This is a genomic window from Bacillus sp. FSL L8-0358 (genome assembly GCF_038593095.1).
GTDB classification, from domain to species: domain Bacteria; phylum Bacillota; class Bacilli; order Bacillales; family Bacillaceae; genus Bacillus; species Bacillus subtilis.
Map to the genome: position 1 here is coordinate 76,329 of NZ_CP151962.1, position 25,029 is coordinate 101,357.

The following is a 25,029-nucleotide window of genomic DNA, read 5'->3' on the forward strand; positions in this document are numbered from 1 at the left end:
CGGCAGCCTGCTTCCGAGATGGTTATTGTTTGTATTGGAATGATTTTCTATGGTACTATTGAACATAGTTGTGCTTACTGTGGGAGGAGGTAAGGAATGAATCGGGTCTTCCGTAATACCATTTTTTATTTACTTATTTTATTAGTAGTAATCGGGGTTGTGAGCTACTTCCAGACCTCAAATCCGAAAACAGAAAATATGTCGTACAGTACGTTCATCAAAAACCTGGATGACGGGAAAGTTGATAGCGTATCGGTTCAGCCTGTCAGAGGTGTTTATGAGGTAAAAGGGCAGCTGAAAAACTACGACAAAGATCAATACTTTTTGACTCATGTTCCTGAAGGAAAGGGAGCAGACCAGATATTTAACGCTTTGAAAAAGACAGACGTAAAGGTTGAGCCCGCTCAAGAAACAAGCGGATGGGTGACGTTCCTGACGACCATCATCCCATTTGTCATTATCTTTATTCTGTTTTTCTTCCTGCTCAATCAGGCTCAAGGCGGCGGCAGCCGTGTCATGAACTTTGGCAAGAGTAAAGCGAAGCTGTATACAGAGGAAAAGAAACGCGTCAAATTTAAAGACGTTGCAGGGGCTGACGAAGAAAAGCAAGAACTTGTTGAAGTTGTTGAGTTTCTGAAAGATCCCCGCAAGTTTGCCGAGCTCGGCGCCAGAATACCGAAAGGCGTGCTTTTAGTCGGACCTCCGGGTACCGGTAAAACATTGCTTGCCAAGGCTTGTGCAGGAGAAGCCGGCGTACCTTTCTTCAGCATCAGCGGATCTGATTTCGTTGAAATGTTTGTAGGGGTCGGTGCTTCCCGTGTGCGTGACTTGTTTGAAAATGCGAAAAAGAATGCGCCTTGTTTGATCTTCATTGATGAAATTGACGCAGTTGGACGCCAGCGTGGCGCTGGTCTCGGCGGTGGACACGATGAACGTGAACAGACGCTAAACCAATTGCTTGTTGAAATGGACGGATTCAGCGCTAATGAAGGAATTATCATCATTGCTGCGACGAACCGTGCGGACATCTTGGACCCAGCCTTACTTCGTCCGGGACGTTTTGACCGTCAAATCACAGTGGACCGCCCAGATGTCATTGGCCGTGAAGCTGTATTGAAAGTCCATGCGAGAAACAAACCGCTGGATGAAACGGTTAACCTAAAATCAATTGCCATGAGAACACCAGGCTTCTCGGGCGCTGACTTAGAAAACCTCTTGAATGAAGCTGCGCTTGTAGCGGCTCGTCAAAACAAGAAAAAAATCGATGCGCGTGATATTGACGAAGCGACGGACCGTGTAATTGCCGGACCTGCTAAGAAGAGCCGCGTTATCTCCAAGAAAGAACGCAATATCGTGGCTTATCACGAAGGCGGACACACCGTTATCGGTCTCGTTTTAGATGAGGCAGATATGGTTCATAAAGTAACGATTGTTCCTCGGGGCCAGGCTGGCGGTTATGCTGTTATGCTGCCAAGAGAAGACCGTTATTTCCAAACAAAGCCGGAGTTGCTTGATAAAATTGTCGGTCTCTTGGGCGGACGTGTTGCTGAAGAGATTATCTTCGGTGAAGTCAGCACAGGGGCGCACAATGACTTCCAGCGTGCGACGAACATTGCAAGACGAATGGTTACGGAATTCGGTATGTCAGAAAAACTGGGACCGTTGCAATTTGGACAGTCTCAGGGTGGCCAGGTATTCTTAGGCCGTGATTTCAACAACGAACAGAATTACAGTGATCAAATCGCTTACGAAATTGATCAGGAAATTCAGCGTATCATCAAAGAATGTTATGAGCGTGCGAAACAAATCCTGACTGAAAATCGTGACAAGCTTGAATTGATTGCCCAAACGCTTCTGAAAGTTGAAACGCTTGACGCTGAACAGATCAAACACCTTATCGATCATGGAACATTACCTGAGCGTAATTTCTCAGATGATGAAAAGAACGATGATGTGAAAGTAAACATTCTGACAAAAACAGAAGAAAAGAAAGACGATACGAAAGAGTAATTAGCTTTCTTTCTAAAAAAACTGCCGGCTGACGCTGGCAGTTTTTTTATGTAAATGATGGGCTCAGATGCGGCTTTTACAATCATCCAATTCTGGTATCGATTTGTTTACAAATGAGCCGCTGATCGTGTATGGTATTGTAGAATGTTTGTAAAAAGTAAAGTAGAGAAACTATTCAAAAGTGGTGATAGAGGTTGTTACTGGTTATCGATGTGGGGAACACCAATACTGTACTTGGTGTATATCATGATGGAAAATTAGAATATCACTGGCGTATAGAAACAAGCAGGCATAAAACAGAAGATGAGTTTGGGATGATTTTGCGCTCCTTATTTGATCACTCCGGGCTTATGTTTGAACAGATAGATGGCATTATTATTTCGTCAGTAGTGCCGCCAATCATGTTTGCGTTAGAAAGAATGTGCACAAAATACTTTCATATCGAGCCGCAAATTGTTGGTCCTGGTATGAAAACCGGTTTAAATATAAAATATGATAATCCGAAAGAAGTGGGGGCAGACAGAATCGTAAATGCTGTCGCTGCGATACACTTATACGGCAATCCATTAATTGTTGTCGATTTCGGAACCGCCACAACGTACTGCTATATTGATGAAAACAAACAATACATGGGCGGGGCGATTGCCCCTGGGATTACAATTTCGACAGAGGCGCTTTACTCGCGTGCAGCAAAGCTTCCGCGTATCGAAATCACCCGGCCCGACAATATTATCGGAAAAAACACTGTTAGCGCGATGCAATCTGGGATTTTATTTGGCTATGTCGGCCAAGTGGAAGGAATCGTTAAGCGAATGAAATGGCAGGCAAAACAGGAACCAAAGGTCATTGCGACAGGAGGCCTGGCGCCGCTCATTGCGAACGAATCAGATTGTATAGACATCGTTGATCCATTCTTAACCCTAAAAGGGCTGGAATTGATTTATGAAAGAAACCGCGTAGGAAGTGTATAGGAGGTTTAGTAATGGATTATTTAGTAAAAGCACTTGCGTATGACGGAAAAGTTCGGGCTTATGCAGCGAGAACGACTGATATGGTAAATGAGGGGCAGAGACGCCATGGTACGTGGCCGACAGCATCCGCTGCATTGGGCCGCACAATGACAGCTTCACTTATGCTCGGCGCTATGCTGAAGGGCGATGATAAGCTGACCGTGAAAATCGAGGGCGGAGGTCCGATCGGAGCTATTGTAGCTGATGCCAATGCCAAAGGAGAAGTCAGAGCCTATGTCTCTAACCCGCAAGTTCATTTTGATTTAAATGAACAAGGCAAGCTTGATGTCAGACGTGCGGTTGGAACAAACGGAACGTTAAGTGTCGTAAAAGATTTAGGTTTGCGCGAGTTCTTCACAGGACAAGTAGAAATCGTTTCAGGAGAATTAGGAGATGATTTCACTTACTATCTTGTATCATCTGAGCAGGTTCCTTCATCAGTGGGCGTAGGTGTGCTCGTAAATCCTGACAATACCATTCTTGCGGCAGGGGGCTTTATTATTCAGCTGATGCCGGGAACAGATGATGAAACAATCACAAAAATTGAACAGCGTCTATCTCAAGTAGAGCCGATTTCTAAGCTCATCCAAAAAGGGCTGACACCAGAAGAAATTTTAGAAGAAGTCCTAGGCGAGAAACCTGAGATTTTGGAAACGATGCCTGTCAGATTCCATTGCCCTTGTTCAAAAGAACGGTTCGAAACAGCCATTTTAGGACTAGGCAAAAAAGAAATTCAAGATATGATAGAAGAAGATGGACAAGCCGAAGCAGTATGCCATTTTTGTAATGAAAAGTACTTATTTACAAAAGAAGAGCTGGAAGGGCTTCGTGACCAAACTACCCGCTAAGCTCTTTAGCGGGTTTTTAATTTGAGAAAAGGGGCTGAAAGCAGGTTTGAAATCAAGAACAATCTGGACCATTATTTTAGGGGCGCTGTTGGTTTGCTGTATTGCTGTTGCATATACGCTGACGAAATCCCAAGCCGGCGCATCGTCATCCGGTGAGTCTATTGCGACTATTGGAGGCAAGAGTGTGACAAGAGAAGAATGGCTGAAAGAAATGGAAGATCAGTATGGTAAGTCAACGCTTGAAGATATGATCAATGTCCGAGTTGTTGAGCAGCTGGCTAAAAAGAACAAACTTAAAATATCCAAAAGCGAAGTTGATCGTGAGTTTTTGCTGATTAAAGCGGTCAATAATTCCTTTTACGAAGATGAACATACGACGGAGAAAGAGTGGAAAGACCAAATTCGTTATAATATCCTCCTTGAGGATTTGTTAACAAGGGATATCGATATCTCAAACAAAGAATTGGAATCATTCTATAATAAAAATAAGGAACTATATCAGTTTGATGATTCGTATCGAATTCGGCACATTGTTGTAAAAGATGAAGAAGAAGCGAGAGAAGTCCTGAAAGAACTGAAAGGCGGATCAAGCTTTGAAGCTGTCGCTGCCGAAAGATCTACAGACAGATATACATCACCATACGGCGGAGATTTAGGTTTTGTCACAGAGGCATCAGACAACATTCCATCAGCATACATTGAAGAGGCGAAAACACTCAAAGAGGATGAATGGTCTCAGGAACCAATAAAGGTCAGCAACGGATATGCCATTATCCAGCTGAAAGAAAAACTAAAGGCAAGAACGTTCTCATTTGATGAAGTAAAGGGCCAGATCAGACGGCAAATCGCAATGGATCAGCTAGGTGATAAAGCGACAGTTAAGACACTTTGGAAAGAAGCCGATGTATCTTGGTTTTATGGGGAAAAAAGTACTAAGTGATTGACAAAAAATTTTGAAATTGATAGATTATATACATAATACCAATACAAATAGTCGGAAATTGAGGTGTCGAGAATGGTACGTGTAGCAAACTCCATTACTGAATTAATTGGGAATACGCCAATCGTTAAATTAAATCGCCTTGCAGATGAAAACAGTGCGGATGTATATCTAAAACTTGAATACATGAACCCTGGAAGCAGTGTAAAAGACCGTATCGGTTTAGCCATGATTGAAGCGGCTGAAAAAGAAGGAAAATTAAAAGCCGGTGATACAATCATTGAACCGACAAGCGGAAATACAGGAATCGGGCTTGCAATGGTTGCTGCTGCTAAAGGATTAAAAGCCATTTTGGTTATGCCTGATACAATGAGCATGGAGCGCCGCAACCTTCTGCGCGCATACGGTGCTGAGCTTGTGCTGACTCCTGGTGCGGAAGGCATGAAAGGCGCCATTAAGAAAGCTGAAGAGCTTGCTGAAAAGCACGGATACTTTGTGCCGCAGCAGTTTAACAACCCTTCTAACCCAGAAATTCACCGCCAAACAACGGGTAAAGAAATCGTTGAGCAATTCGGTGATGATCAGCTTGACGCATTTGTAGCCGGAATCGGAACGGGCGGAACGATTACGGGAGCGGGTGAAGTGCTGAAGGAAGCGTACCCTTCCATCAAGATTTATGCTGTTGAACCGTCAGATTCCCCAGTGCTTTCAGGAGGAAAACCAGGCCCCCACAAAATTCAGGGAATCGGAGCTGGATTCGTGCCGGACATCTTAAACACTGAAGTATATGATGAAATCTTCCCTGTGAAGAATGAAGAAGCATTCGAATATGCCCGCAGAGCTGCACGTGAAGAAGGAATTCTCGGAGGCATCTCATCAGGTGCGGCAATTTATGCTGCTCTTCAAGTGGCAAAAAAACTCGGAAAAGGCAAAAAAGTATTGGCCATCATTCCAAGTAATGGCGAACGTTATCTAAGCACGCCGCTGTATCAATTCGATTAAAAAAAGCCAAAACTCCCGGTCCGCCGGGAGTTTTTTTATATTTCGTGCATCAAATATGCCATGTCTGCGACGAATGTTATTCTTGGAAGAGAAATTCACTTTTTTCACTAACAACATTGCTTTACAATTAAAACAAGTAAAAAAGAAAATAGAGGAATGATACAAATGGCACAACGCAGACCGGCAGGCAAAAAAGTACCTTTTCAAAAAGACTCATTCTTACAACAATTTGAGAAACTTGCGCAATCCCGAAAACATCATGTACTTCTCGAAAGTGCAAGAGGCGGCAGATATAGTATAGCCGGTCTTGATCCAATTGCGACTGTGAAAGGAAAAGACGGAATAACTACAATTAAGCATGGTGATGAGATGCTGTTTAAAGAAGGTGATCCATTACGGGCCTTCCACAGCTGGTTTAAAACGCTGGAAACAGAAGCGAATCATGAGTTCCCTGACTTTCAGGGCGGGGCAATCGGGTTTCTCAGCTATGATTACGCACGGTACATTGAAAATTTTAAAATGCTCTCATTAGATGATCTAGAAACACCAGATATTTATTTTCTTGTTTTTGATGATATAGCAGTTTATGACCATCAAGAAGAGTCTCTATGGCTGATTACTCATGTTAATGGTTCTGATCAGGAAACAGCGGATGTGAAACTATCTGAGTTAGAGCAGATGTGGCTGACTGAGCTTCCCGCTGTCTCTTCGCGAGAGATGAAGCCTGAAACAGATGGTTCCTTCGCGGCGCCATTTACCGAGGATGGGTTCTCACAAGCTGTAGAGAAAATCAAACAATACATTGCCAGCGGAGATGTGTTTCAAGTCAATCTATCAATAAGGCAGTCACAGTCACTGTCTGCCCACCCATATCAAATATACAAAACCTTGAGAGAAGTAAATCCTTCTCCTTATATGGCGTATTTAGAAACACCTGATTTCCAAATCATTTGCGGATCGCCTGAACTGCTTGTCAGCAAAAAGGGCAAGCTATTAGAGACGAGACCGATTGCGGGCACCCGTTCCAGAGGGAAAACAAATGAAGAAGACGAGGCGCTAGCAAACGAATTGATACACAATGAAAAAGAACGCGCGGAACATGTCATGCTGGTTGATCTTGAGCGAAATGACCTGGGAAGAGTATCACGTTACGGGTCTGTGCGCGTAAATGAATTCATGGCAATTGAAAAATACTCGCATGTGATGCACATTGTGTCTAATGTCCAAGGTGAACTGCAGGATGGGTATGATGCTGTAGATATTATTCATGCTGTGTTTCCCGGAGGAACCATTACTGGTGCACCGAAAGTAAGAACGATGGAAATTATAGAAGAACTTGAGCCGACACGCCGAGGGCTTTATACTGGATCTATAGGATGGTTTGGATATAATCACGATCTGCAGTTTAATATCGTCATTCGAACCATTTATGCAACCGGAGGGCAGGCATTTATGCAGTCCGGCGCAGGAGTTGTGATTGATTCTGTTCCGAAGCACGAATACAAGGAATCATTCAAAAAAGCTTTTGCGATGCAAAGAGCATTAGAGCTGAGCAAAGAAGAGACAAAAATTAGATGAGGTGAGCGGAGAAATGATTTTAATGATTGATAACTACGATTCATTCACGTACAACTTGGTACAGTATTTGGGCGAGCTTGGGGAAGAGCTGGTTGTGAGACGCAATGACAGCATCACAATCGAAGAAATTGAAGAACTGTCTCCGGACTTTCTGATGATATCTCCCGGACCTTGCAGCCCTGATGAGGCGGGAATCAGCCTCGAAGCAATTAAACATTTCGCAGGGAAAATTCCTATTTTCGGTGTATGTCTCGGACATCAGTCCATCGCACAAGTGTTCGGCGGTGATGTTGTTAGGGCAGAACGGCTTATGCACGGGAAAACCTCGGATATCGAGCATGACGGCAAGACCATTTTTGAAGGGTTGAAAAATCCCCTTGTTGCGACGCGATACCACTCGCTGATCGTAAAACCTGAGACGCTGCCAAACTGTTTTACAGTAACAGCACAAACGAAAGAAGGAGAAATCATGGCTATTCGCCACAATGACCTCCCGATAGAGGGCGTGCAATTTCACCCAGAGTCTATTATGACCTCCTTTGGGAAAGAAATGCTCAGAAATTTTATTGAGACATATCGCAAGGAAGTTATTGCGTGATGATATATGTGAACGGCCGGTATATGGAGGAGAAAGATGCAGTTCTTTCTCCTTTTGACCATGGGTTTTTATATGGGATCGGTGTTTTCGAAACCTTCAGGCTCTACGAAGGCTGCCCGTTTTTGCTTGATTGGCATATAGAAAGGCTTGAACGCGCACTTAAGGATCTGCAAATCGAATATACTGTTTCAAAGCATGAGATCCTTGAGATGCTGGACAAGCTGCTTAAGCTAAATGATATCAAGGATGGCAATGTCCGCGTCAGACTGAACATATCTGCGGGGATCAGCGATAAAGGCTTTGTCGCCCAGACGTACGATAAGCCGACCGTTTTATGCTTTGTGAATCAGCTTAAACCAGAAAGTCTTCCTTTGCAAAAAGAAGGGAAGATTTTATCGATACGGAGAAACACTCCTGAGGGGTCGTTCCGGTTAAAATCTCATCATTATTTAAATAATATGTATGCGAAACGGGAAATTGGAAATGATCCGCGTGTCGAGGGAATTTTCCTAACGGAGGATGGAGCTGTTGCAGAGGGTATCATATCTAATGTCTTCTGGAGAAAAGGTCGCTGTATCTATACGCCATCGCTTGATACCGGTATTCTGGACGGCGTCACGAGACGTTTTATCATAGAAAATGCAAAGAATATCGGCCTGGAGCTCAAAACGGGCCGATATGAGCTAGAAGCTCTCTTGACAGCTGACGAAGCGTGGATGACGAACTCGGTTCTTGAAATCATCCCGTTTACTAAAATAGAAGAAGTAAACTATGGAAGCAAAAGCGGAGAAGCAACCTCCGCTCTTCAATTGTTATACAAAAAAGAAATAAAGAACATGATTCATGAAAAGGGAGGAAGAGCATGGCGCAGCACACAATAGATCAAACACAAGTAATCCACACTAAGCCCAGTGCTTTATCATATAAAGAGAAGACGCTGGTGATGGGAATTTTAAACGTAACGCCTGACTCTTTCTCGGACGGCGGAAAATATGACAGCTTGGACAAGGCGCTGCTGCACGCGAAAGAGATGATCGATGATGGTGCCCATATCATTGATATCGGAGGGGAATCGACAAGGCCTGGCGCTGAGTGCGTATCTGAGGATGAGGAGATGTCCAGAGTCATTCCGGTGATTGAGCGGATTGCGAAAGAGCTTGGTGTTCCTATTTCTGTAGACACGTACAAGGCTTCTGTCGCAGATGAAGCAGTGAAAGCCGGCGCATCCATTATCAATGATATTTGGGGTGCCAAACATGATCCGAAGATGGCTTCCGTTGCAGCTGAACATAATGTTCCAATTGTTCTCATGCATAACCGCCTTGAAAGAAACTACAATGACTTATTGCCGGATATGCTGTCGGACTTAATGGAGAGTGTAAAAATTGCTGTTGAGGCCGGAGTAGACGAGAAGAACATTATTCTTGATCCCGGTATCGGTTTCGCGAAAACCTATCACGATAACCTGGCAGTGATGAACAAACTAGAGATTTTCAGCGGGTTGGGATATCCGGTTCTTCTGGCAACCTCCCGAAAAAGATTCATCGGACGTGTTCTGGATCTTCCGCCTGAGGAGCGGGCTGAGGGCACAGGCGCGACTGTGTGTCTCGGCATTCAAAAAGGCTGTGACATTGTCAGGGTCCATGATGTAAAGCAAATTGCCAGAATGGCGAAAATGATGGACGCGATGCTGAATAAGGGAGGGGTGCACCATGGATAAAGTTTATGTAGAAGGTATGGAGTTTTACGGATATCACGGTGTGTTCAAAGAAGAAAACAAGCTTGGCCAGCGGTTTAAAGTCGATTTAACTGCTGAGCTGGATTTGAGCAAAGCTGGACAAACAGACGACCTTGAGCAAACGATCAACTATGCTGAGCTCTATCACGTATGTAAAGATATCGTGGAAGGGGAGCCTGTAAAATTGGTAGAAACGCTGGCGGAACGTATTGCTGGCACTGTTCTCGAAAAATTTCAGCCTGTTCAGCAATGTACGGTGAAAGTGATTAAGCCAGACCCGCCAATTCCCGGACACTATAAATCAGTAGCAATTGAAATTACGAGAAAAAAGTCATGAACAACATAGCTTATATTGCACTTGGATCTAATATTGGAGATAGAGAAACGTATTTAAGGCAAGCAGTGGCTTTACTGCATCAGCATGCTGCGGTGACAGTCACTAAAGTGTCGTCTATTTACGAAACTGACCCGGTCGGATACGAAGACCAAGCTGAATTTTTGAATATGGCTGTTGAAATCAAGACATCACTGAACCCTTTTGAACTCCTTGAACTGACGCAGCAGATAGAAAATGAATTAGGCAGAACAAGGGAAGTAAGATGGGGGCCGCGGACGGCAGACCTTGACATTTTGTTATTTAATCGTGAAAATATTGAAACAGAGCAACTAATTGTTCCGCATCCGAGAATGTATGAGCGTTTGTTTGTCCTTGCGCCTCTTGCGGAAATTTGCCAGCAGGTTGAAAAAGAGGCTACAAACGCCGAAACAGACCAAGAAGGTGTAAGAGTATGGAAGCAGAAATCTGGGGTAGACGAATTCGTGCATTCAGAAAGCTGAAAGGTTATACTCAAGAAGGATTTGCAAAAGCATTAGGTATATCAGTTTCTATTCTCGGCGAAATTGAACGCGGAAACCGATTGCCGTCAGCTGCCATCATTCAAGATGCAGCAGATGTTTTAAATATAAGTGCGGACGAATTGGCGCCGCCAGAAAAATAGAACAAATGAAAGGAGGAGAAAAATTGTTCAAAATCGGAGATATTCAATTGAAAAACCGGGTTGTGCTCGCACCTATGGCTGGTGTCTGCAACTCTGCGTTCAGATTGACTGTAAAGGAATTCGGAGCCGGATTGGTATGCGCTGAAATGGTCAGTGACAAAGCGATCCTTTACAACAATGCAAGAACAATGGGTATGCTTTATATCGATGAACGTGAGAAACCACTCAGCCTTCAAATTTTCGGAGGAAAAAAGGAAACCCTTGTGGAAGCGGCGAAGTTTGTAGACCAAAACACAACTGCTGATATCATTGATATTAACATGGGATGTCCCGTGCCGAAGATTACAAAATGCGATGCGGGAGCCAAATGGCTTCTCGACCCTGATAAGATTTACGAAATGGTTTCTGCAGTAGTGGATGCTGTTAATAAACCAGTTACAGTGAAAATGAGAATGGGCTGGGATGAAGACCACATTTTCGCAGTGAAAAATGCACAGGCTGTAGAACGTGCGGGCGGTAAAGCAGTGGCACTTCACGGCCGTACGAGAGTGCAGATGTACGAAGGAACGGCAAACTGGGATATCATCAAAGAAGTAAAACAATCAGTATCGATTCCGGTTATCGGAAACGGCGATGTTAAGACACCGCAGGATGCTAAGCGTATGCTCGATGAGACAGGAGTAGACGGGGTGATGATCGGACGCGCTGCATTGGGCAACCCGTGGATGATTTACCGTACGGTTCAGTATCTTGAAACAGGTGAATTAAAAGAAGAGCCGCAAGTACGCGAAAAAATGGCCGTATGCAAACTGCATCTTGACCGTCTGATTGACTTAAAAGGTGAAAACGTAGCGGTAAGAGAAATGAGAAAGCACGCTGCATGGTATCTGAAAGGCGTAAAAGGCAATGCGAACGTTCGTAATGAAATCAATCATTGCGAGACGAGAGAAGAGTTTGTACAGCTTTTAGATGCATTTACGGTTGAAGTTGAGGCAAAAGAGCTTCAAAATGCAAAAGTAGGATAATACTTACCTCTATTTGCTGCTCACTGCTAGTTTTACGCTGGCAGTTTTTCTGCTTTTTTCATGAAACAATATCTGTAATGGAGTGATAACAATGAGTCAAGAAGAGCATAACCATGAAGAATTGAATGATCAGCTGCAAGTCAGACGCGATAAAATGAATCAGCTGAGAGATAACGGCATCGATCCATTCGGCGCACGTTTTGAAAGAACTCATCAGTCTCAAGAAGTTATTTCGGCATATCAAGATCTAACCAAAGAAGAGTTAGAAGAAAAAGCGATTGAAGTTACAATCGCAGGCCGCATGATGACAAAACGCGGCAAAGGAAAAGCCGGCTTTGCCCATCTTCAGGATTTAGAAGGCCAAATCCAAATCTACGTAAGAAAAGACAGTGTCGGTGACGACCAATATGAAATCTTCAAGTCTTCTGACCTCGGTGATCTTATCGGTGTAACCGGAAAAGTCTTCAAAACAAATGTAGGCGAATTGTCTGTTAAAGCAACTTCCTTTGAATTGCTGACAAAAGCGCTTCGTCCGCTTCCTGACAAATACCATGGTTTAAAAGACGTTGAGCAGCGCTACCGTCAGCGTTACCTGGATCTTATCGTAAACCCAGACAGCAAACATACATTCATTACACGAAGCAAGATCATTCAAGCTATGAGAAGATACCTTGATGATCATGGATACTTAGAAGTAGAAACACCTACAATGCACAGCATTCCTGGGGGAGCTTCTGCACGTCCGTTTATCACTCACCACAACGCGTTAGACATTCCACTCTATATGCGTATTGCTATCGAACTGCACCTAAAACGCCTAATTGTCGGCGGTTTAGAAAAAGTATATGAAATCGGCCGTGTTTTCCGTAACGAAGGTGTCTCTACACGCCATAATCCTGAATTTACAATGATTGAGTTATATGAAGCATATGCGGACTATAAAGATATCATGAGCTTAACTGAAAACCTTGTCGCTCATATCGCCCAAGAAGTGCTTGGCACAACTACGATTCAATACGGGGAAGAGCAAATCGACCTTAAACCGGAGTGGAAAAGAATCCATATGGTTGACGCAGTCAAAGAAGCGACCGGCGTTGATTTCTGGGAAGAGGTTACTGTTGAGCAGGCGCGTGAATATGCAAAAGAACATGGAGTAGAAATTAAAGATTCTATGACAGTAGGGCATATCATCAACGAATTCTTCGAACAAAAAATTGAAGAAACGCTTATTCAGCCAACGTTTATTTACGGGCATCCTGTAGAAATTTCTCCTCTTGCTAAGAAAAACCCTGAGGACCCGCGTTTTACAGACCGTTTTGAGCTGTTTATCGTTGGCCGTGAACATGCCAACGCGTTTACAGAGCTGAATGATCCTATTGATCAAAGAGAACGCTTTGAAGCGCAATTAAAAGAGCGTGAAGCCGGTAATGATGAAGCTCATCTAATGGATGAAGACTTTGTTGAAGCTCTGGAATACGGTATGCCGCCAACAGGAGGTTTAGGCATCGGTATCGACCGTCTGGTTATGCTGCTGACGAATGCCCCTTCTATTCGCGATGTGCTGTTATTTCCGCAAATGAGACAACGCTAATAAAGAAGAGCGGTATCCTCCATAGGGAAAGGATGCCGCTCTTTTTAAATTCCTTAGTATTTCTTCAAAAAAACTATTGCACTATTATTTACTAGGTGGTATATTATTATTCGTTGCCGCTAAACAAGGCGATAACGAAAAAATAACTTAAAAAAAGTTATTGACTTCACTGAGTCAACGAGTTATAATAATAAAGTCGCTTGAACGAAGTGAACAAAATGATCTTTGAAAACTAAACAAGACAAAACGTACCTGTTAATTCAGTTTTTAAAAATCGCACAGCGATGTGCGTAGTCAGTCAAACTACTTTATCGGAGAGTTTGATCCTGGCTCAGGACGAACGCTGGCGGCGTGCCTAATACATGCAAGTCGAGCGGACAGATGGGAGCTTGCTCCCTGATGTTAGCGGCGGACGGGTGAGTAACACGTGGGTAACCTGCCTGTAAGACTGGGATAACTCCGGGAAACCGGGGCTAATACCGGATGGTTGTTTGAACCGCATGGTTCAAACATAAAAGGTGGCTTCGGCTACCACTTACAGATGGACCCGCGGCGCATTAGCTAGTTGGTGAGGTAACGGCTCACCAAGGCAACGATGCGTAGCCGACCTGAGAGGGTGATCGGCCACACTGGGACTGAGACACGGCCCAGACTCCTACGGGAGGCAGCAGTAGGGAATCTTCCGCAATGGACGAAAGTCTGACGGAGCAACGCCGCGTGAGTGATGAAGGTTTTCGGATCGTAAAGCTCTGTTGTTAGGGAAGAACAAGTACCGTTCGAATAGGGCGGCACCTTGACGGTACCTAACCAGAAAGCCACGGCTAACTACGTGCCAGCAGCCGCGGTAATACGTAGGTGGCAAGCGTTGTCCGGAATTATTGGGCGTAAAGGGCTCGCAGGCGGTTTCTTAAGTCTGATGTGAAAGCCCCCGGCTCAACCGGGGAGGGTCATTGGAAACTGGGGAACTTGAGTGCAGAAGAGGAGAGTGGAATTCCACGTGTAGCGGTGAAATGCGTAGAGATGTGGAGGAACACCAGTGGCGAAGGCGACTCTCTGGTCTGTAACTGACGCTGAGGAGCGAAAGCGTGGGGAGCGAACAGGATTAGATACCCTGGTAGTCCACGCCGTAAACGATGAGTGCTAAGTGTTAGGGGGTTTCCGCCCCTTAGTGCTGCAGCTAACGCATTAAGCACTCCGCCTGGGGAGTACGGTCGCAAGACTGAAACTCAAAGGAATTGACGGGGGCCCGCACAAGCGGTGGAGCATGTGGTTTAATTCGAAGCAACGCGAAGAACCTTACCAGGTCTTGACATCCTCTGACAATCCTAGAGATAGGACGTCCCCTTCGGGGGCAGAGTGACAGGTGGTGCATGGTTGTCGTCAGCTCGTGTCGTGAGATGTTGGGTTAAGTCCCGCAACGAGCGCAACCCTTGATCTTAGTTGCCAGCATTCAGTTGGGCACTCTAAGGTGACTGCCGGTGACAAACCGGAGGAAGGTGGGGATGACGTCAAATCATCATGCCCCTTATGACCTGGGCTACACACGTGCTACAATGGACAGAACAAAGGGCAGCGAAACCGCGAGGTTAAGCCAATCCCACAAATCTGTTCTCAGTTCGGATCGCAGTCTGCAACTCGACTGCGTGAAGCTGGAATCGCTAGTAATCGCGGATCAGCATGCCGCGGTGAATACGTTCCCGGGCCTTGTACACACCGCCCGTCACACCACGAGAGTTTGTAACACCCGAAGTCGGTGAGGTAACCTTTTAGGAGCCAGCCGCCGAAGGTGGGACAGATGATTGGGGTGAAGTCGTAACAAGGTAGCCGTATCGGAAGGTGCGGCTGGATCACCTCCTTTCTAAGGATATTATACGGAATATAAGACCTTAGGTCTTATAAACAGAACGTTCCCTGTCTTGTTTAGTTTTGAAGGATCATTCCTTCGAAACGTGTTCTTTGAAAACTAGATAACAGTAGACATCACATTCAATTAGTAATACAAGATATCACATAGTGATTCTTTTTAACGGTTAAGTTAGAAAGGGCGCACGGTGGATGCCTTGGCACTAGGAGCCGATGAAGGACGGGACGAACACCGATATGCTTCGGGGAGCTGTAAGCAAGCTTTGATCCGGAGATTTCCGAATGGGGAAACCCACCACTCGTAATGGAGTGGTATCCATATCTGAATTCATAGGATATGAGAAGGCAGACCCGGGGAACTGAAACATCTAAGTACCCGGAGGAAGAGAAAGCAAATGCGATTCCCTGAGTAGCGGCGAGCGAAACGGGATTAGCCCAAACCAAGAGGCTTGCCTCTTGGGGTTGTAGGACACTCTGTACGGAGTTACAAAAGAACGAGGTAGATGAAGAGGTCTGGAAAGGCCCGCCATAGGAGGTAACAGCCCTGTAGTCAAAACTTCGTTCTCTCCTGAGTGGATCCTGAGTACGGCGGAACACGTGAAATTCCGTCGGAATCCGGGAGGACCATCTCCCAAGGCTAAATACTCCCTAGTGACCGATAGTGAACCAGTACCGTGAGGGAAAGGTGAAAAGCACCCCGGAAGGGGAGTGAAAGAGATCCTGAAACCGTGTGCCTACAAGTAGTCAGAGCCCGTTAACGGGTGATGGCGTGCCTTTTGTAGAATGAACCGGCGAGTTACGATCCCGTGCAAGGTTAAGCAGAAGATGCGGAGCCGCAGCGAAAGCGAGTCTGAATAGGGCGCATGAGTACGTGGTCGTAGACCCGAAACCAGGTGATCTACCCATGTCCAGGGTGAAGTTCAGGTAACACTGAATGGAGGCCCGAACCCACGCACGTTGAAAAGTGCGGGGATGAGGTGTGGGTAGGGGTGAAATGCCAATCGAACCTGGAGATAGCTGGTTCTCTCCGAAATAGCTTTAGGGCTAGCCTCAAGGTAAGAGTCTTGGAGGTAGAGCACTGATTGGACTAGGGGCCCCTACCGGGTTACCGAATTCAGTCAAACTCCGAATGCCAATGACTTATCCTTGGGAGTCAGACTGCGAGTGATAAGATCCGTAGTCGAAAGGGAAACAGCCCAGACCGCCAGCTAAGGTCCCAAAGTATACGTTAAGTGGAAAAGGATGTGGAGTTGCTTAGACAACCAGGATGTTGGCTTAGAAGCAGCCACCATTTAAAGAGTGCGTAATAGCTCACTGGTCGAGTGACTCTGCGCCGAAAATGTACCGGGGCTAAACGTATCACCGAAGCTGCGGACTGTTCTTCGAACAGTGGTAGGAGAGCGTTCTAAGGGCTGTGAAGCCAGACCGGAAGGACTGGTGGAGCGCTTAGAAGTGAGAATGCCGGTATGAGTAGCGAAAGAGGGGTGAGAATCCCCTCCACCGAATGCCTAAGGTTTCCTGAGGAAGGCTCGTCCGCTCAGGGTTAGTCGGGACCTAAGCCGAGGCCGAAAGGCGTAGGCGATGGACAACAGGTTGATATTCCTGTACCACCTCCTCACCATTTGAGCAATGGGGGGACGCAGGAGGATAGGGTAAGCGCGGTATTGGATATCCGCGTCCAAGCAGTTAGGCTGGGAAATAGGCAAATCCGTTTCCCATAAGGCTGAGCTGTGATGGCGAGCGAAATATAGTAGCGAAGTTCCTGATTCCACACTGCCAAGAAAAGCCTCTAGCGAGGTGAGAGGTGCCCGTACCGCAAACCGACACAGGTAGGCGAGGAGAGAATCCTAAGGTGATCGAGAGAACTCTCGTTAAGGAACTCGGCAAAATGACCCCGTAACTTCGGGAGAAGGGGTGCTCTGTTAGGGTGCAAGCCCGAGAGAGCCGCAGTGAATAGGCCCAGGCGACTGTTTAGCAAAAACACAGGTCTCTGCGAAGCCGTAAGGCGAAGTATAGGGGCTGACGCCTGCCCGGTGCTGGAAGGTTAAGAGGAGCGCTTAGCGTAAGCGAAGGTGCGAATTGAAGCCCCAGTAAACGGCGGCCGTAACTATAACGGTCCTAAGGTAGCGAAATTCCTTGTCGGGTAAGTTCCGACCCGCACGAAAGGCGCAACGATCTGGGCACTGTCTCAACGAGAGACTCGGTGAAATTATAGTACCTGTGAAGATGCAGGTTACCCGCGACAGGACGGAAAGACCCCGTGGAGCTTTACTGCAGCCTGATATTGAATGTTGGTACAGCTTGTACAGGATAGGTAGGAGCCTTGGAAACCGGAGCGCCAGCTTCGGTGGAGGCATCGGTGGGATACTACCCTGGCTGTATTGACCTTCTAACCCGCCGCCCTTATCGGGCGGGGAGACAGTGTCAGGTGGGCAGTTTGACTGGGGCGGTCGCCTCCTAAAAGGTAACGGAGGCGCCCAAAGGTTCCCTCAGAATGGTTGGAAATCATTCGCAGAGTGTAAAGGCACAAGGGAGCTTGACTGCGAGACCTACAAGTCGAGCAGGGACGAAAGTCGGGCTTAGTGATCCGGTGGTTCCGCATGGAAGGGCCATCGCTCAACGGATAAAAGCTACCCCGGGGATAACAGGCTTATCTCCCCCAAGAGTCCACATCGACGGGGAGGTTTGGCACCTCGATGTCGGCTCATCGCATCCTGGGGCTGTAGTCGGTCCCAAGGGTTGGGCTGTTCGCCCATTAAAGCGGTACGCGAGCTGGGTTCAGAACGTCGTGAGACAGTTCGGTCCCTATCCGTCGCGGGCGCAGGAAATTTGAGAGGAGCTGTCCTTAGTACGAGAGGACCGGGATGGACGCACCGCTGGTGTACCAGTTGTTCTGCCAAGGGCATCGCTGGGTAGCTATGTGCGGACGGGATAAGTGCTGAAAGCATCTAAGCATGAAGCCCCCCTCAAGATGAGATTTCCCATTCCGCAAGGAAGTAAGATCCCTGAAAGATGATCAGGTTGATAGGTCTGAGGTGGAAGTGTGGCGACACATGGAGCTGACAGATACTAATCGATCGAGGACTTAACCATATTTTTGAATGATGTCACACCTGTTATCTAGTTTTGAGAGAACACTCTCAATTTGTTTGGTGGCGATAGCGAAGAGGTCACACCCGTTCCCATACCGAACACGGAAGTTAAGCTCTTCAGCGCCGATGGTAGTCGGGGGTTTCCCCCTGTGAGAGTAGGACGCCGCCAAGCAATTGCACGTTAGTGCAATTATGGAGGATTAGCTCAGCTGGGAGAGCATCTGCCTTACAAGCAGAGGGTCGGCGGTTCGAGCCCGTCATCCTCCACCATTATGCCGGTGTAGCTCAATTGGTAGAGCAACTGACTTGTAATCAGTAGGTTGGGGGTTCAAGTCCTCTTGCCGGCACCACTTTTATATGATATAATACTCAAGTCTCTTGTAGAAGAGCCATTAGCTCAGTTGGTAGAGCATCTGACTTTTAATCAGAGGGTCGAAGGTTCGAGTCCTTCATGGCTCACCATTTTACGCGGGTGTGGCGGAATTGGCAGACGCGCTAGACTTAGGATCTAGTGTCTTTATGACGTGGGGGTTCAAGTCCCTTCACCCGCATTATATAGGATAACAGTTAGAAAAACTGGACATCCTGTCTGCGGAAGTAGTTCAGTGGTAGAACACCACCTTGCCAAGGTGGGGGTCGCGGGTTCGAATCCCGTCTTCCGCTCCAACTATACCATCCACGCCGGGGTGGTGGAATTGGCAGACACACAGGACTTAAAATCCTGCGGTAGGTGACTACCGTGCCGGTTCAAGTCCGGCCCTCGGCATTATGTTTTGCGCCCGTAGCTCAATTGGATAGAGCGTTTGACTACGGATCAAAAGGTTAGGGGTTCGACTCCTCTCGGGCGCGCCATATCTTTTAATAGAATAGATGGGAAATCGGGAAGTAGCTCAGCTTGGTAGAGCACATGGTTTGGGACCATGGGGTCGCAGGTTCGAATCCTGTCTTCCCGACCATTTTTATGGGGCCTTAGCTCAGCTGGGAGAGCGCCTGCTTTGCACGCAGGAGGTCAGCGGTTCGATCCCGCTAGGCTCCACCAAAAGTTTTTTAAAAAAGTTATTGACTTTGAAGAAGTGATATTGTATACTAACAAAGTTGCTTTAACAAAGCGGACAAAAAATGATCTTTGAAAACTAAACAAGACAAAACGTACCTGTTAATTCAGTTTTTAAAAATCGCACAGCGATGTGCGTAGTCAGTCAAACTACTTTATCGGAGAGTTTGATCCTGGCTCAGGACGAACGCTGGCGGCGTGCCTAATACATGCAAGTCGAGCGGACAGATGGGAGCTTGCTCCCTGATGTTAGCGGCGGACGGGTGAGTAACACGTGGGTAACCTGCCTGTAAGACTGGGATAACTCCGGGAAACCGGGGCTAATACCGGATGGTTGTTTGAACCGCATGGTTCAAACATAAAAGGTGGCTTCGGCTACCACTTACAGATGGACCCGCGGCGCATTAGCTAGTTGGTGAGGTAACGGCTCACCAAGGCAACGATGCGTAGCCGACCTGAGAGGGTGATCGGCCACACTGGGACTGAGACACGGCCCAGACTCCTACGGGAGGCAGCAGTAGGGAATCTTCCGCAATGGACGAAAGTCTGACGGAGCAACGCCGCGTGAGTGATGAAGGTTTTCGGATCGTAAAGCTCTGTTGTTAGGGAAGAACAAGTACCGTTCGAATAGGGCGGCACCTTGACGGTACCTAACCAGAAAGCCACGGCTAACTACGTGCCAGCAGCCGCGGTAATACGTAGGTGGCAAGCGTTGTCCGGAATTATTGGGCGTAAAGGGCTCGCAGGCGGTTTCTTAAGTCTGATGTGAAAGCCCCCGGCTCAACCGGGGAGGGTCATTGGAAACTGGGGAACTTGAGTGCAGAAGAGGAGAGTGGAATTCCACGTGTAGCGGTGAAATGCGTAGAGATGTGGAGGAACACCAGTGGCGAAGGCGACTCTCTGGTCTGTAACTGACGCTGAGGAGCGAAAGCGTGGGGAGCGAACAGGATTAGATACCCTGGTAGTCCACGCCGTAAACGATGAGTGCTAAGTGTTAGGGGGTTTCCGCCCCTTAGTGCTGCAGCTAACGCATTAAGCACTCCGCCTGGGGAGTACGGTCGCAAGACTGAAACTCAAAGGAATTGACGGGGGCCCGCACAAGCGGTGGAGCATGTGGTTTAATTCGAAGCAACGCGAAGAACCTTACCAGGTCTTGACATCCTCTGACAATCCTAGAGATAGGACGTCCCCTTCGGGGGCAGAGTGACAGGTGGTGCATGGTTGTCGTCAGCTCGTGTCGTGAGATGTTGGGTTAAGTCCCGCAACGAGCGCAACCCTTGATCTTAGTTGCCAGCATTCAGTTGGGCACTCTAAGGTGACTGCCGGTGACAAACCGGAGGAAGGTGGGGATGACGTCAAATCATCATGCCCCTTATGACCTGGGCTACACACGTGCTACAATGGACAGAACAAAGGGCAGCGAAACCGCGAGGTTAAGCCAATCCCACAAATCTGTTCTCAGTTCGGATCGCAGTCTGCAACTCGACTGCGTGAAGCTGGAATCGCTAGTAATCGCGGATCAGCATGCCGCGGTGAATACGTTCCCGGGCCTTGTACACACCGCCCGTCACACCACGAGAGTTTGTAACACCCGAAGTCGGTGAGGTAACCTTTTAGGAGCCAGCCGCCGAAGGTGGGACAGATGATTGGGGTGAAGTCGTAACAAGGTAGCCGTATCGGAAGGTGCGGCTGGATCACCTCCTTTCTAAGGATATTATACGGAATATAAGACCTTGGGTCTTATAAACAGAACGTTCCCTGTCTTGTTTAGTTTTGAAGGATCATTCCTTCGAAACGTGTTCTTTGAAAACTAGATAACAGTAGACATCACATTCAATTAGTAATACAAGATATCACATAGTGATTCTTTTTAACGGTTAAGTTAGAAAGGGCGCACGGTGGATGCCTTGGCACTAGGAGCCGATGAAGGACGGGACGAACACCGATATGCTTCGGGGAGCTGTAAGCAAGCTTTGATCCGGAGATTTCCGAATGGGGAAACCCACCACTCGTAATGGAGTGGTATCCATATCTGAATTCATAGGATATGAGAAGGCAGACCCGGGGAACTGAAACATCTAAGTACCCGGAGGAAGAGAAAGCAAATGCGATTCCCTGAGTAGCGGCGAGCGAAACGGGATTAGCCCAAACCAAGAGGCTTGCCTCTTGGGGTTGTAGGACACTCTGTACGGAGTTACAAAAGAACGAGGTAGATGAAGAGGTCTGGAAAGGCCCGCCATAGGAGGTAACAGCCCTGTAGTCAAAACTTCGTTCTCTCCTGAGTGGATCCTGAGTACGGCGGAACACGTGAAATTCCGTCGGAATCCGGGAGGACCATCTCCCAAGGCTAAATACTCCCTAGTGACCGATAGTGAACCAGTACCGTGAGGGAAAGGTGAAAAGCACCCCGGAAGGGGAGTGAAAGAGATCCTGAAACCGTGTGCCTACAAGTAGTCAGAGCCCGTTAACGGGTGATGGCGTGCCTTTTGTAGAATGAACCGGCGAGTTACGATCCCGTGCAAGGTTAAGCAGAAGATGCGGAGCCGCAGCGAAAGCGAGTCTGAATAGGGCGCATGAGTACGTGGTCGTAGACCCGAAACCAGGTGATCTACCCATGTCCAGGGTGAAGTTCAGGTAACACTGAATGGAGGCCCGAACCCACGCACGTTGAAAAGTGCGGGGATGAGGTGTGGGTAGGGGTGAAATGCCAATCGAACCTGGAGATAGCTGGTTCTCTCCGAAATAGCTTTAGGGCTAGCCTCAAGGTAAGAGTCTTGGAGGTAGAGCACTGATTGGACTAGGGGCCCCTACCGGGTTACCGAATTCAGTCAAACTCCGAATGCCAATGACTTATCCTTGGGAGTCAGACTGCGAGTGATAAGATCCGTAGTCGAAAGGGAAACAGCCCAGACCGCCAGCTAAGGTCCCAAAGTATACGTTAAGTGGAAAAGGATGTGGAGTTGCTTAGACAACCAGGATGTTGGCTTAGAAGCAGCCACCATTTAAAGAGTGCGTAATAGCTCACTGGTCGAGTGACTCTGCGCCGAAAATGTACCGGGGCTAAACGTATCACCGAAGCTGCGGACTGTTCTTCGAACAGTGGTAGGAGAGCGTTCTAAGGGCTGTGAAGCCAGACCGGAAGGACTGGTGGAGCGCTTAGAAGTGAGAATGCCGGTATGAGTAGCGAAAGAGGGGTGAGAATCCCCTCCACCGAATGCCTAAGGTTTCCTGAGGAAGGCTCGTCCGCTCAGGGTTAGTCGGGACCTAAGCCGAGGCCGAAAGGCGTAGGCGATGGACAACAGGTTGATATTCCTGTACCACCTCCTCACCATTTGAGCAATGGGGGGACGCAGGAGGATAGGGTAAGCGCGGTATTGGATATCCGCGTCCAAGCAGTTAGGCTGGGAAATAGGCAAATCCGTTTCCCATAAGGCTGAGCTGTGATGGCGAGCGAAATATAGTAGCGAAGTTCCTGATTCCACACTGCCAAGAAAAGCCTCTAGCGAGGTGAGAGGTGCCCGTACCGCAAACCGACACAGGTAGGCGAGGAGAGAATCCTAAGGTGATCGAGAGAACTCTCGTTAAGGAACTCGGCAAAATGACCCCGTAACTTCGGGAGAAGGGGTGCTCTGTTAGGGTGCAAGCCCGAGAGAGCCGCAGTGAATAGGCCCAGGCGACTGTTTAGCAAAAACACAGGTCTCTGCGAAGCCGTAAGGCGAAGTATAGGGGCTGACGCCTGCCCGGTGCTGGAAGGTTAAGAGGAGCGCTTAGCGTAAGCGAAGGTGCGAATTGAAGCCCCAGTAAACGGCGGCCGTAACTATAACGGTCCTAAGGTAGCGAAATTCCTTGTCGGGTAAGTTCCGACCCGCACGAAAGGCGCAACGATCTGGGCACTGTCTCAACGAGAGACTCGGTGAAATTATAGTACCTGTGAAGATGCAGGTTACCCGCGACAGGACGGAAAGACCCCGTGGAGCTTTACTGCAGCCTGATATTGAATGTTGGTACAGCTTGTACAGGATAGGTAGGAGCCTTGGAAACCGGAGCGCCAGCTTCGGTGGAGGCATCGGTGGGATACTACCCTGGCTGTATTGACCTTCTAACCCGCCGCCCTTATCGGGCGGGGAGACAGTGTCAGGTGGGCAGTTTGACTGGGGCGGTCGCCTCCTAAAAGGTAACGGAGGCGCCCAAAGGTTCCCTCAGAATGGTTGGAAATCATTCGCAGAGTGTAAAGGCACAAGGGAGCTTGACTGCGAGACCTACAAGTCGAGCAGGGACGAAAGTCGGGCTTAGTGATCCGGTGGTTCCGCATGGAAGGGCCATCGCTCAACGGATAAAAGCTACCCCGGGGATAACAGGCTTATCTCCCCCAAGAGTCCACATCGACGGGGAGGTTTGGCACCTCGATGTCGGCTCATCGCATCCTGGGGCTGTAGTCGGTCCCAAGGGTTGGGCTGTTCGCCCATTAAAGCGGTACGCGAGCTGGGTTCAGAACGTCGTGAGACAGTTCGGTCCCTATCCGTCGCGGGCGCAGGAAATTTGAGAGGAGCTGTCCTTAGTACGAGAGGACCGGGATGGACGCACCGCTGGTGTACCAGTTGTTCTGCCAAGGGCATCGCTGGGTAGCTATGTGCGGACGGGATAAGTGCTGAAAGCATCTAAGCATGAAGCCCCCCTCAAGATGAGATTTCCCATTCCGCAAGGAAGTAAGATCCCTGAAAGATGATCAGGTTGATAGGTCTGAGGTGGAAGTGTGGCGACACATGGAGCTGACAGATACTAATCGATCGAGGACTTAACCATATTTTTGAATGATGTCACACCTGTTATCTAGTTTTGAGAGAACACTCTCAATTTGTTTGGTGGCGATAGCGAAGAGGTCACACCCGTTCCCATACCGAACACGGAAGTTAAGCTCTTCAGCGCCGATGGTAGTCGGGGGGTTTCCCCCTGTGAGAGTAGGACGCCGCCAAGCAAGCTTAAACCCAGCTCATTGAGCTGGGTTTTTTGTATTTTGGTTTATTGGTATCATAAAATTCCACTTAACTGTATAATATAATAACTTTATACCGAATTTTAAATCAGCAATCAGGTTTTGTGGACCGCGAAAATGGAAATAATAAAGGATAGAGCGAGAAAGTTGAAAATTCTCGAGAAACGGCTTATAGTAAGATTATAGTCAAATATAGTCAAAGTCAGTAAAGGAGGGGGTTGAGTGGGACATAATATTTCTGACATCATTGAACAATATTTAAAACGAGTGTTAGATCAAAATGGCAAGGAAATTTTAGAGATTAAACGAAGTGAAATTGCAGATAAATTTCAATGCGTTCCTTCCCAAATAAATTATGTCATCAACACCAGATTTACAAGCGAAAGAGGATATATTGTTGAGAGCAAACGCGGGGGCGGCGGTTACATCAGAATCATTAAAATTAAAATGAACAATGAAGTTGTCCTGATCAATAATATTATTTCTCAAATTAATACCCATTTGTCTCAAGCAGCCTCTGATGACATTATTTTAAGGCTATTAGAAGACAAGGTAATTTCAGAAAGAGAAGCAAAAATGATGGTCAGCGTAATGGACCGCTCAGTTTTACACATTGACTTACCTGAACGTGATGAATTAAGAGCAAGAATGATGAAGGCAATGCTGACTTCTTTAAAATTAAAATAAGC

General features: G+C 47.3%; 15 protein-coding genes, 9 tRNA genes and 6 rRNA genes. All 30 read left to right on the forward strand.

Annotated elements, in window-relative coordinates:
- Positions 1-96 precede the first annotated feature (96 nt).
- Positions 97-2,010 (forward strand): ATP-dependent zinc metalloprotease FtsH, encoded by a 1,914-nt coding sequence (gene ftsH, locus NYE49_RS00415; protein ID WP_003243881.1) that lies wholly within the window; start codon positions 97-99, stop codon positions 2,008-2,010.
- Positions 2,011-2,204: 194 nt separating this feature from the next.
- Positions 2,205-2,981 carry a type III pantothenate kinase gene (locus NYE49_RS00420; protein ID WP_010886388.1) on the forward strand — a complete coding sequence of 259 codons (777 nt, stop codon included), beginning with the start codon at positions 2,205-2,207 and terminating at the stop codon, positions 2,979-2,981.
- Positions 2,982-2,992: 11 nt separating this feature from the next.
- Positions 2,993-3,868 (forward strand): redox-regulated molecular chaperone HslO, encoded by an 876-nt coding sequence (gene hslO / locus NYE49_RS00425; protein WP_003226695.1) that lies wholly within the window; start codon positions 2,993-2,995, stop codon positions 3,866-3,868.
- Positions 3,869-3,914: 46 nt separating this feature from the next.
- The gene (locus NYE49_RS00430; RefSeq protein ID WP_047181973.1) at positions 3,915-4,808 is read left to right on the forward strand and encodes a peptidyl-prolyl cis-trans isomerase; all 894 of its coding nucleotides are present in this window, start codon (positions 3,915-3,917) and stop codon (positions 4,806-4,808) included.
- A 75-nt stretch (positions 4,809-4,883) separates the two neighbouring features.
- Positions 4,884-5,810, forward strand: a complete 927-nt coding sequence (gene cysK, locus NYE49_RS00435) for a cysteine synthase A (RefSeq protein ID WP_003218399.1) — start codon at positions 4,884-4,886, stop codon at positions 5,808-5,810.
- A gap of 165 nt (positions 5,811-5,975) precedes the next feature.
- The gene (locus NYE49_RS00440) at positions 5,976-7,388 is read left to right on the forward strand and encodes an anthranilate synthase component I family protein (protein WP_047181974.1); all 1,413 of its coding nucleotides are present in this window, start codon (positions 5,976-5,978) and stop codon (positions 7,386-7,388) included.
- Between the two features lie 13 nt (positions 7,389-7,401).
- On the forward strand, positions 7,402-7,986 hold the full coding sequence (gene pabA / locus NYE49_RS00445) for an aminodeoxychorismate/anthranilate synthase component II (protein WP_021479714.1): 585 nt from the start codon (positions 7,402-7,404) through the stop codon (positions 7,984-7,986).
- Entirely contained in the window at positions 7,986-8,867 is an 882-nt protein-coding gene (gene pabC / locus NYE49_RS00450) for an aminodeoxychorismate lyase (protein ID WP_047181975.1), read from the forward strand. Before pabA ends, pabC begins: the two co-directional genes overlap by 1 nt.
- On the forward strand, positions 8,849-9,706 hold the full coding sequence (gene folP / locus NYE49_RS00455; protein WP_047181976.1) for a dihydropteroate synthase: 858 nt from the start codon (positions 8,849-8,851) through the stop codon (positions 9,704-9,706). The genes pabC and folP overlap by 19 nt, the downstream gene beginning before the upstream one ends.
- Positions 9,699-10,061: a dihydroneopterin aldolase gene (gene folB, locus NYE49_RS00460; protein ID WP_014478613.1), complete on the forward strand. Its 363-nt coding sequence runs from the start codon at positions 9,699-9,701 to the stop codon at positions 10,059-10,061. The genes folP and folB overlap by 8 nt, the downstream gene beginning before the upstream one ends.
- Entirely contained in the window at positions 10,058-10,561 is a 504-nt protein-coding gene (folK, locus tag NYE49_RS00465) for a 2-amino-4-hydroxy-6-hydroxymethyldihydropteridine diphosphokinase (RefSeq protein ID WP_015482701.1), read from the forward strand. Before folB ends, folK begins: the two co-directional genes overlap by 4 nt.
- Positions 10,513-10,722, forward strand: a complete 210-nt coding sequence (locus NYE49_RS00470; protein ID WP_003226678.1) for a helix-turn-helix transcriptional regulator — start codon at positions 10,513-10,515, stop codon at positions 10,720-10,722. Before folK ends, NYE49_RS00470 begins: the two co-directional genes overlap by 49 nt.
- 23 nt (positions 10,723-10,745) lie before the next feature.
- Entirely contained in the window at positions 10,746-11,747 is a 1,002-nt protein-coding gene (gene dusB / locus NYE49_RS00475) for a tRNA dihydrouridine synthase DusB (RefSeq protein WP_014475588.1), read from the forward strand.
- 91 nt (positions 11,748-11,838) lie between these two features.
- Complete coding sequence (lysS, locus tag NYE49_RS00480) at positions 11,839-13,338, forward strand: lysine--tRNA ligase (RefSeq protein ID WP_003226674.1); 1,500 nt, start codon at positions 11,839-11,841, stop codon at positions 13,336-13,338.
- 308 nt (positions 13,339-13,646) lie between these two features.
- Positions 13,647-15,196, forward strand: a 16S ribosomal RNA gene (locus NYE49_RS00485).
- Between the two features lie 170 nt (positions 15,197-15,366).
- A 23S ribosomal RNA gene (locus tag NYE49_RS00490) occupies positions 15,367-18,294 on the forward strand.
- Positions 18,295-18,349: 55 nt separating this feature from the next.
- A 5S ribosomal RNA gene (gene rrf, locus NYE49_RS00495) occupies positions 18,350-18,465 on the forward strand.
- Between the two features lie 22 nt (positions 18,466-18,487).
- Positions 18,488-18,563 (forward strand) — tRNA-Val (locus NYE49_RS00500).
- Between the two features lie 4 nt (positions 18,564-18,567).
- Positions 18,568-18,643 (forward strand) — tRNA-Thr (locus NYE49_RS00505).
- Positions 18,644-18,679: 36 nt separating this feature from the next.
- A tRNA-Lys gene (locus tag NYE49_RS00510) sits at positions 18,680-18,755 on the forward strand.
- A 6-nt stretch (positions 18,756-18,761) separates the two neighbouring features.
- Positions 18,762-18,844 (forward strand) — tRNA-Leu (locus tag NYE49_RS00515).
- Between the two features lie 40 nt (positions 18,845-18,884).
- Positions 18,885-18,959: transfer RNA gene (locus NYE49_RS00520), tRNA-Gly, on the forward strand.
- A 14-nt stretch (positions 18,960-18,973) separates the two neighbouring features.
- Positions 18,974-19,059: transfer RNA gene (locus tag NYE49_RS00525), tRNA-Leu, on the forward strand.
- Positions 19,060-19,068: 9 nt separating this feature from the next.
- Positions 19,069-19,145: transfer RNA gene (locus tag NYE49_RS00530), tRNA-Arg, on the forward strand.
- 27 nt (positions 19,146-19,172) lie between these two features.
- Positions 19,173-19,249 (forward strand) — tRNA-Pro (locus NYE49_RS00535).
- A 7-nt stretch (positions 19,250-19,256) separates the two neighbouring features.
- Positions 19,257-19,332: transfer RNA gene (locus tag NYE49_RS00540), tRNA-Ala, on the forward strand.
- A gap of 170 nt (positions 19,333-19,502) precedes the next feature.
- Positions 19,503-21,052: ribosomal RNA gene (locus NYE49_RS00545) — 16S ribosomal RNA — on the forward strand.
- Between the two features lie 170 nt (positions 21,053-21,222).
- Positions 21,223-24,150 (forward strand): 23S ribosomal RNA (locus tag NYE49_RS00550).
- 55 nt (positions 24,151-24,205) lie between these two features.
- Positions 24,206-24,322, forward strand: a 5S ribosomal RNA gene (gene rrf, locus NYE49_RS00555).
- The 16S, 23S and 5S rRNA genes sit together here with 9 tRNA genes alongside, the layout of an rRNA operon.
- A gap of 240 nt (positions 24,323-24,562) precedes the next feature.
- Positions 24,563-25,027: a transcriptional regulator CtsR gene (ctsR, locus tag NYE49_RS00560; protein ID WP_003225724.1), complete on the forward strand. Its 465-nt coding sequence runs from the start codon at positions 24,563-24,565 to the stop codon at positions 25,025-25,027.
- Positions 25,028-25,029 lie beyond the last annotated feature (2 nt).